This is a genomic window from Acidimicrobiales bacterium, from assembly GCA_022452035.1.
Classification (GTDB): Bacteria; Actinomycetota; Acidimicrobiia; order Acidimicrobiales; family MedAcidi-G1; genus UBA9410.
Genome location: JAKURV010000043.1, coordinates 1 through 9,070, shown reverse-complemented (window position 1 = coordinate 9,070; position 9,070 = coordinate 1). Strand labels below are relative to the sequence as shown.

Below are 9,070 nucleotides of genomic sequence, written 5' to 3'. Positions count from 1 at the left end.
CGGTCGGACCCACCTACCGGTCCAACCTCCCTCTTCGGATGCCCGGTCCTAGGCTCCTGCGATGACCGCACCTGATCTCCGGCCGGCTGTAGACCCAGCCCTGGTGGACTTTGCCGTCCAGATCGCTCGGGAGGCCGGAACTTTGACCCTGCGGTACTTCCGCCGGACCGATCTAGACGTGGAAAGCAAGGGTGACGGCACCCCGGTCACCGTCGCCGACCGGGAGGCCGAGCGGCCCTGAGGGACCGGATTGCCGAAGCCTTCCCCGACGACTCGGTGGTCGGAGAAGAAGAGCCTGACGTCGCAGGGACCTCAGACCGCACCTGGGTCCTGGACCCCATCGACGGCACCCAGTCGTTCATCCACGGCGTTCCGCTGTACGCCAACCTTGTTGCTCTCGAGGACAACTATGGCCCTGCCGTCGGCGTGATCAACGTTCCTGGTCTGGATGAGTGTGTATGGGCCGGCCGGGGGCGGGGGTGCTTCGTAGACGGGGAACCGGCGCGGGTCGGTGACCGAGCCGATCTCCGAGGAGCGTGCGTCGTGACCAGCGGCGTCGACTACTGGCCGTCGGCTGCCGCCCTAGACGCGTTCGTTGGGAGCGGCGCCGTGATCCGAACCTGGGGCGACGCCTACGGCTACGTCCTGGTGGCTACCGGTCGGGCCGACGCCATGGTCGACCCCGTCGTGAGCCGATGGGACGTGGCTCCCATGCTGACCATCTTCCCGGAAGCCGGGGGCCTGTTCTGCGACCTGTCAGGAACAGTTACCGCCGAAGGTGGCGACGCCCTGGCCGCCAACCCAGCTCTGGCCCCCCAGGTACTGGCCCTCGTCGGCCGTACCTGATCACCGACGGTCCACCCCGCCTCAGGCCAGCGACCGCTCACCCTCAAAAACCTGAGCCTCGATCCCCCGATCAGCCAGGTCGTCGAGGAAGGCCAGCGGCTCGACCATCTCGGCCAGCCCGACCATCCCCCGCACCAGGTGTCGGTCGGCCAGTAACCACTCCACGGTGGTGGCCGCTACGGCCGCCGCAGCAACCGCCGGACGTTCAGTAGCGCCTAACACCACCACGTCCTCCACGCCTTCGCGTCGACCCCGAACCTCCACTCGGATGGCCCCGTTGCCGCCCTCCACGTGAGGTGGGGACAGCATGGGGAGTGGTGCCGTGAGCCGGTCCCGACGGGTGGCAGCGACCCGGGCGGTAATCCGCTCCACCTGGGGGAAGGCGTGGTGGAGGAGGACGGGATCAGGCAGCGCCGCCCGGTAGCAATCGCGGGGACCGACCGGGTCCGGGAACCAGGCCAGTTCCCGACCCGAGCCCCCGGCACGCCGAACCCAACCGTCCTCACGCCAGTCGTACGAACGGCGACTTAGGGCACGGTGGTGTACCAGGGCACAGGCTGGCCCGCCGGTACCCGCCTTGGAGATGTGCATCTCTCTGACGGTGTCAAACCAGGATCGCCCGTGGGCAGCAAGGACACAGCTGAATCCGGGGGCAAAGCCAGCCCCGACAACCACCGGGACCCCGGCCTGAGCCGCCGCGCCGGCTAGGTGTAGGACGGCGATCGTCTCGGCGAGCCCGTTGCCTACCAGCACGGCCGGCCTACGAGCCTGGATGACAGCCTCTACAGCCTCCAGTTGGGTTCCCCTGGGGGTGGCCACGACTACGGCATCGGCCTCTAGGTCGGATGGGAACGGGTGGTGTTCCAACTCCACCCGTTCCCCCAACGAGCGCGACACCTGGGCTAGGCGTTCGGCTGACGTGTCGCGTAGGACGATGCGGTCTACGGCGTCGGTGCTAAGCAGTTGGCGGACCACCCGCGACCCCACGGCCCCCGCACCCAGCACAGCAACGCGCATCAGCGGCGTTCCGGACCGGATAGGAGCCGCCAGCCGCCCGACCGGCGGGTGATCCCAGCCCCACCACGGAGCCTTAGGGTCCCGGCGACTGCGGCAGCCACCGAGATGGCAGCGAGAGCTCGTCTGATGACCTCCATAGACGTGGGGCTAGCTGGAATCGAACCAGCGACCTCACCCTTATCAGGGGTGCGCTCTAACCGACTGAGCTATAGCCCCGCAGAACCCGGAACGGTATCCCCGGGGTCCAGACCCTGGCTACCCGCTGGTCGGCGGCGGACCGGGCCCACCTGATGGCATCTCCTCCGGGTTGACCAGGACATCGCCGCGGCGCAGCCGGCGCTGTCGAACCGCTGTCTCCTCCTCGATCATCGTGAACCGGACACCTCCAGTCAGGTCGCTGATCAGGTTAAATAGCACCGCCAAAACCACGGTGATCCCGATACCGCCCACTACCACTACAAGGCCACCCAGCACGAAAATCCGGAAGATCTGAGCCGAGTCGAACTCGAACGACTCCAGAGCAAACAACTCCTCCACGAACGACTCGATCTTGGCGATCGTTCCTGCCTCGTCGGCCGCACTCCACAGCATCCTGGTGGCGATGACCAGAAGGCCCCAGACGCATAGGTACAAAACGAGGCAGACCTTGAGTACTGACCAAGGCTCGACGTGGCGGACAAGGCGTCGGACTCGACGTACTCGGTATCCGCCCTGAGGCGCCTGGGACTCTTTTAGCCCCCGAGGTTCGCGGTCCGATCGTCGGGCCTTGGGAGTCCGATCGCGGTTGGGTCGGCGGACCAGTCGGGGACGACGGGACGACTGGTCGTCGCGAAAAACCGGGTCGGGGTGTAGGCCCCTGTCATCGACCGGCTCCTCGTCACCACCTTGGAACTGGCGGGCCAGAAGGTCGGCCGACGATTCGGTGGTCGGTGGGCCATCTGGATTACTGGGCGATTCTTCCCCTTCCTGGGCCGGAACGGCGTCGGCGGGATCCAGCAGCCCATCATCCGACCTGTCGTCTGGGGACGAGCCCTCGATCTGGTCGTCGGCCACGGGCCGGGAGTCTAGGGGTCGCCATCGGTATGGCAGCGGTCGCGGTCGCACGGCACGGCCACCGTCAGCGTCCGGTCCCTGGCACCTCAGCCACCGCCACGGTCAGGATGACTAGATCGAGGGTCAGCACCTGTCTGGCATTGGCTTCCCGGAGTCCCGCGGTTCCCTCCTCAGTGTGTCATCGGAGGGGTCGATCTCGGGAAAGCGTCTGGGAGGCGGGGATACTCCCGTCAGCCGGTGGACCCGGCCTCTGGCAATCCGTCGACCACCAGGTCCTCAGTTGGTGCGGGCGACACGGCAGTTACCTCCTGGCCCTCACCGGGAGACATAACTCGGACCCCAGTGGCATCCCGCCCCTGAACCGAGATCTCGGCGGCTGGCATCCGGATGATCATCCCGGCGGTCGTCACGGCGAACAGGTCGTCACCCTCGCTGACTACCAGGGCCCCGGCCACTGAGCCACGGTCGTCAGTGGTCCGGATCCCGCGGACCCCTAGCCCGGCTCGGCCCTTGGCACCAAACTCGTCGAGTGCCGTGCGTTTGCCATAGCCCTCGGTAGTGAGGTGCAAGATGGTGGCATCCTTTCGGGCCACACAGCACGAGACCAACTCGTCGTCGCCGCGGAACTTCATACCCACCACGCCAGCGGCATCCCGACCCATGGCCCGAACGTCGTTCTCATCAATCCGCAATGTCTGACCGGTCCGGGACACCAGGAACAGGTTGTCCGATCCGCTGGTCGGGACCACGGCCACCAGTTCGTCACCGTCGTTCAGCCGCACGGCGATGAGGCCGGCCTTCAACGATGAGTCGTAGGCCGTGAAGCGGGTCTTCTTGACGCGTCCACTGCGGGTAGCGAAGAACAAGAAACGATTTGACTCGTAATCCCGGGTGTCGATGACAGCCTGGATTCGCTCATCAGGCTGGAGGGGCAGCAGGTTCATGATGGACGTTCCCCGCGCCGTACGGCCGGCCGTTGGAACCTCGTGGGCCTTGAGGCGGTAGACCCGTCCCCGGGTCGAGAAGAACAGCAGGTAGGCGTGTGCCGTGGTGTGGATCAGGTGCGACACCGCGTCCTCGTCCTTGAGCTTGGCGCCTGTGATGCCCTTCCCGCCGCGACCCTGGGTCCGGAAGGCCGAGGTCGACATGGTCTTCACGTAGCCCGCGGCGCTCATGGCAAAGACCAGTTCTTCGTCGTCAATGAGGTCCTCGATGTCCAGCTCACCTGGGTCGTGGATGATCTCACTGCGTCGGGGCGTGGCATGGTCGGCCCGGATGGCAACCAGTTCGTCCTTGATAACGGACAGCAGGCGGCCCTCGTCGGCCAGAATGGCCTCCAGTTCGGCGATGGTCTCACGGAGCTCGGCCATCCGTTCCTCGAGGTTGGTACGACCCAGCCGAGTTAGGCGGACCAACTGCATATCCAAGATGTGGTTGGCCTGTACCTCGGTGAACTCGAACGGGTCGGCCATCAGACCAGCCCGGGCCGTTTGGCGGTCGGCCGAGCCACGGATCAGGGCGATTACGTCGTCAATCCGCTCCAGGGCCTTGAGCAGGCCTTCCGTGGTGTGTGCCTCGTCCCGTGCTCGACCCAACCGGAACTCGCTCCGCCGTCGCACCACCTCCACCTGGTGGTCCACATAGGCCACCAGCAACTCGCGTAGGTCCAACGTGCGGGGAACGTCGTCCACCAGGGCCACGGTGTTGACCGAAAAGGTGGTCTGCAACGGGGTTCGCTTGAACAGGTTGTTTAGGATCACCAGGGCCGGTGCGTCGCGCTTCAAGGTGATCACGATTCGGGTTAACCCCTGCGCCGACTCGTCGTTGACATCAGCAATGCCGTCCAGCTCACGGGCATCCACCAGATCCCGGATCTTGGACATGATCAGGTTGGGGCTGGCCTGGTACGGCAGCTCGGTAACCACGATCCGGCTGGACCGTGGCCCCTCCTCGATGTCGGTCCGAGCTCGCATCCGGACCTGTCCGCGTCCGGTCCGGTAGGCGTCGCGGATCCCGGCTCGCCCCAGGATGAGCGCCCCAGTGGGGAAGTCGGGTGCTGGCAGGTGGGCCATAAGGTCGTCTGGCGTGGCGTCCGGATGGTTAATCAGGTGGATCGTGGCGTCCACTACCTCTCCCAGGTTGTGGGTGGGGATGTTGGTGGCCATGCCTACGGCGATGCCCTGGCTCCCGTTGACCAGCAGGTTCGGGAACCGGGCTGGGAGGACTTCCGGTTCGGTGAACTCGCCCGAGTAGTTGTCGGTGAAGTCCACCGTGTCCTCGTCGATCCCTGCCAACAGTTGTAGGGCGATGGGATCGAGGCGGCACTCGGTGTACCTCGCGGCAGCCGCGGCGTCGTCGGGCGAGTACCCGAAGTTGCCCTTCGGGTGGACCACTGGATGGCGGAGACTGAAGTCCTGGGCCATACGCACCAGGGCGTCGTAGATGGCCTGGTCGCCGTGCGGGTGGTACTTGCCCATGACCTCGCCGGTTACCCGGGCGCACTTCATGGTCGGCCGGTCGGGCCGGGCCCCCAAGTCGTACATCCCCCAGAGGATTCGACGGTGGACGGGCTTCAAGCCGTCGCGGGCGTCGGGTAGGGCCCGCGACACGATGACCGACATGGCGTAGTCGAGGAACGACTGCTCCATCTCCTCTTGGATCTCGATGGGTTGGATCGAACCCAGGTTGGGGGTGTCATCCTCCACCGGCGGTTCCACAACTTCGCCCATTAGATGTCTAGGAACCGCACGTCGCGGGCGTTGGTTTGGATGAACCGCTTGCGGCTCTCCACGTCCTCGCCCATGAGGGTGGAGAAGACCTCGTCGGCGATAGCCAACATCTCGACCGACACCTGCAGAAGACTTCGTCGAGCTGGGTCCATGGTGGTCTCTTGGAGCTCGGCGAAGTCCATCTCCCCCAGGCCCTTCAGGCGCTGGAATTCCTTCTTGTGGGATGGATTGTCGGCCAGGAAGGCAGCCTTGACGTGGTCGTCCTTTAGATACACCTTTTCGCGTCCAACCACCGTGGAGTAAAGGGGTGGCTGGGCGATGTACACATGGCCGTTCTCGACCAGGGCCCTCATCTGGCGGAAGAAGAACGTCAACAGGAGTGTCCTGATGTGGCTCCCATCCACGTCGGCGTCACACAGCAGGATCACCTTGTGGTACCGGATCTTGCCCACCTCGAAGTCTTCACCGAACCCGCCACCGATGGCTTGGATCAGGGTCTGGATCTCCGCGTTCTTGAGCATTCGGTCGGAGCGGGCCCGCTCCACGTTCAGGATCTTCCCCCGGATGGGCAAGATGGCCATGGTGTGGGGGTTCCGGGCCTGAACGGCTGAGCCACCGGCCGAGTCCCCCTCCACGATGAATAGCTCGGATTCTCGCGGGTCGCCCGACGCGCAGTCCTTGAGCTTGTCGGGCATGCCGGCCCCGTCTAGGGCGGACTTGCGACGGGCCGACTTTCGGGCGTCCTGGGCGGCTACCCGGGCCCGTTGGGCATTGATCGCCTTCTGGACGATCCTTTTGCCCTCCGACGGGTGTTCCTCTAGCCACTCGGCCAACTTGTCGTTGGTGGTCCGCTGGACCAACGACCTGGTCTCTACGTTGCCCAGCTTTGACTTGGTCTGACCCTCGAACTGCGGATCAGAAAGGCGCACGCTGATGATGGCCGTCAGGCCCTCGCGGATGTCCTCGCCCTGGAGGTTGTCGTCATTCTCCCGGAGTTGGCCCCGCTTGCGGGCGTACCGATTCATCACCGCTGTCAGGGCACTCCGGAAGCCCTCCTCGTGCATTCCCCCCTCGAGCGTGTTTATACCGTTGGCGAACGAGTGGAGACCATCGGTGTTGAAGCCGGTGTTCCACTGGAAGGCCACCTCGACCTCCTGGCCGTCCTCCTCGCCCTGGATGTGGCCTACCTCGGCGAACAGCGACTCCTTGGAGGCGTTGACGTGAGCTACGAAGTCCCGGATACCGCCCTCGTAGCAGTGGTCGACCTCCTCGTGGTGATCTCCTTCCCGTTCGTCGCGGAGCCGGATCCTTAGGCCGCGGTTCAGGAAGGCCATCATCTGGAACCTTTCGGCCAGCGTCTGGAACCGGAAGCGGGTGTCATCAAAGATCGAGCCGTCGGGCCAGAACCGAACCGTGGTTCCCGTGCGACCGTCCGGGGCGTCGCCCACGTCGGATAGCCGGGTCTGTAGCCGACCACCATCCACGAAGTCCATGTAGTGGTGCCGGCCGTTCCGGTCGATCTCGACCTCTACCCGGCTGGATAGAGCGTTCACCACCGAGATGCCGACTCCGTGGAGCCCACCGGACACCTTGTACCCCTCGCCGCCGAACTTGCCTCCAGCGTGGAGGAGGGTCAGCACCACCTCAGCCGCCGCCAAGTCGTCGTACTGGTGGTGTTGGCCAACCGGAATTCCCCGACCGTCGTCGGTCACCTGGCAGCAATCGTCGTCCCGGAGGGTGACATCGATGGTCGTGCAGTGTCCGGCCATCGCCTCGTCCACCGAGTTGTCGACGACCTCCCAAACAAGGTGGTGGAGCCCGGTCGGACCGGTCGATCCGATGTACATCCCAGGCCGCTTTCGGACAGCCTCGAGACCTTCCAGAACTGTGATGTCAGCGGCGCTGTAGGAGGTATCCGCGCTCATCTTCGGGACCCTTCCACCGGTGTACTCCCGTACGGGATTCCACTGGCCGAGAGACCATTCAGTACGGTACAAAACCGCAGGTCAGAGGGCCAGTTCACGACTCCGTCAGCCTACCAGCCAGGCCTAGATTCGCCACGGACTAGCGGCCTTTATCCAGACCCCCCACATGGGCTCTCCACGGGCCCACAAGAGCTCTCCACGGGCTCTTAATGGGCTCTCCACGGGGGGACCCCACGCCGGCCCCAGAGGGGCGTCTTTAGCCCCCTCCGACGGGCTCCACCCGGACTCGGACGGCAACGATCCGACCCGGCCCCACAATGCCCTCCACGCGCTCCAGCAACTGGGCTTCTAGCCAAGCGATTTGGCTGGCCCAGGCAGGATCGTCAACGATCACAAGGAGCTCCCTCCTCCGCACGGCGACGGCCTGGATCCGCTCGGCTAACCGCTCCCCCACCACCTCGGGCCACCGCTCGACCAGCATGGTCATGCTGTCGATCTCCGGGGAACCCAGCCCGGCTAGGAGTTTTTCCAGACTGGCCCGAATGGGGACCGGGCCACGATCTGGACTCATCCCAGGGTCCCGTCGGACAGGCGCAGCACTGTCCCGGGGGCTACCCCGGCAGGTACCGCACTGGCCGTGGTCAGGATGGCTTGGGTGGTTGGGAGAAGGTCCACCAGGGCCCGTGACCGATCGTCGTCCAATTCCGAGAACACGTCGTCCAGAAGGACTACCGGATCGGTCTCTGTTCGGTCGACCACGATCCGGTGACCGGCCAGCCGGAGGGCCAGGGCCACCGACCGCTGCTCCCCCTGGGAGGCATGGGTCCGTGCCGGAAGGTCGTCTACCTCAATGCGAACCTCGTCTCGGTGGGGTCCCACCGTGCTCAAACCGCGCCGTAGGTCCTCCGGGCGGACTTGTCGGAGTGCAGCGGCCAGGCCGTTTGACGTCCACTCGTCGACGTAGGTCAGGGTTAGTCCTGATCGGCCACCCGTCAGCATCTCCAGCAACTGATTGGCCTCGGGTCCTAGGACGGCCAGCAGTTCCGTCCGGGCCGCTGTCAGGGCCTCTCCCACCTCGGACAGCTTGGCATCCCACACGTCTAGCGTGTCGTTGACTTTCGGGGTGGACCGCCCCCGGGCTTGTTTTAGGAGAGTGTTTCGCTGCCTCAGGATGCGGTCTAGGTCGGCTCGGAGCGACTGATTCCGGGGCTGTAGATCGACCAACAGGTCGTCGATCAGGGTCCGTCGCTCGGCGGGGCCCCCCTTGACCAAGATCAGGTCGTCGGGTCCGAAGACTGTGGTCCGGAAGTGACCCAGGAGGTCTCGGCGCCGTTGTACACGATTCTTGTTGATCTGGATCCGGTTCCGCCCCGAGGCCACCAGCTCGGCCTCCAACAGGACCACTCGGTCTCCGTCGACCACCTCGGCCCGAATGGCCGCCCGGTCGGCACCCTTCCGGACCATGGCCTCGGTCGATGCACCCCTAAACGAGGTTCCACG

The 9,070-nt window shown here is 65.3% G+C and carries 8 protein-coding genes and 1 tRNA gene; 2 read left to right on the top strand and 7 right to left on the bottom strand.

Features of this window, described 5'->3' with window-relative positions; translation table 11 throughout:
• Positions 1-61: 61 nt before the first annotated feature.
• Positions 62-241: a hypothetical protein gene (locus MK181_10470; protein MCH2420222.1), complete on the top strand. Its 180-nt coding sequence runs from the start codon at positions 62-64 to the stop codon at positions 239-241.
• Between the two features lie 35 nt (positions 242-276).
• Positions 277-846, top strand: a complete 570-nt coding sequence (locus MK181_10465) for a hypothetical protein (GenBank protein MCH2420221.1) — start codon at positions 277-279, stop codon at positions 844-846.
• Positions 847-867: 21 nt separating this feature from the next.
• Here MK181_10465 and MK181_10460 read toward each other — a convergent pair whose 3' ends face one another.
• The 7 genes from MK181_10460 to recF form a co-directional block, all read right to left on the bottom strand.
• Positions 868-1,863, bottom strand: a complete 996-nt coding sequence (locus MK181_10460) for a Gfo/Idh/MocA family oxidoreductase (protein MCH2420220.1) — start codon at positions 1,861-1,863, stop codon at positions 868-870.
• Between the two features lie 142 nt (positions 1,864-2,005).
• A tRNA-Ile gene (locus MK181_10455) sits at positions 2,006-2,079 on the bottom strand.
• Positions 2,080-2,118: 39 nt separating this feature from the next.
• A complete protein-coding gene (locus MK181_10450; protein MCH2420219.1) occupies positions 2,119-2,916 on the bottom strand; it encodes a DUF3566 domain-containing protein in 798 nt (265 codons plus the stop codon).
• Positions 2,917-3,146: 230 nt separating this feature from the next.
• Positions 3,147-5,645: a DNA gyrase subunit A gene (gene gyrA / locus MK181_10445; GenBank protein MCH2420218.1), complete on the bottom strand. Its 2,499-nt coding sequence runs from the start codon at positions 5,643-5,645 to the stop codon at positions 3,147-3,149.
• Complete coding sequence (locus MK181_10440) at positions 5,645-7,570, bottom strand: type IIA DNA topoisomerase subunit B (protein ID MCH2420217.1); 1,926 nt, start codon at positions 7,568-7,570, stop codon at positions 5,645-5,647. Before MK181_10440 ends, gyrA begins: the two co-directional genes overlap by 1 nt.
• Positions 7,571-7,826: 256 nt before the next feature.
• A complete protein-coding gene (locus MK181_10435; protein ID MCH2420216.1) occupies positions 7,827-8,141 on the bottom strand; it encodes a DUF721 domain-containing protein in 315 nt (104 codons plus the stop codon).
• Positions 8,138-9,070, bottom strand: a 933-nt coding sequence (gene recF / locus MK181_10430; protein MCH2420215.1) for a DNA replication and repair protein RecF, incomplete at its 5' end; no start/stop codon positions are given. The genes recF and MK181_10435, both read right to left, overlap by 4 nt.

Bases quoted from the DNA above. Each gene is read 5' to 3' on its own strand.
- gyrA (MCH2420218.1), bottom strand. From the start codon at position 5,645: ATGGGCGAAGTTGTGGAACCGCCGGTGGAGGATGACACCCCCAACCTG.
- MK181_10460 (MCH2420220.1), bottom strand. From the start codon at position 1,863: ATGCGCGTTGCTGTGCTGGGTGCGGGGGCCGTGGGGTCGCGGGTGGTC.
- MK181_10440 (MCH2420217.1), bottom strand. From the start codon at position 7,570: ATGAGCGCGGATACCTCCTACAGCGCCGCTGACATCACAGTTCTGGAA.
- MK181_10435 (MCH2420216.1), bottom strand. From the start codon at position 8,141: ATGAGTCCAGATCGTGGCCCGGTCCCCATTCGGGCCAGTCTGGAAAAA.
- MK181_10470 (MCH2420222.1), top strand. From the start codon at position 62: ATGACCGCACCTGATCTCCGGCCGGCTGTAGACCCAGCCCTGGTGGAC.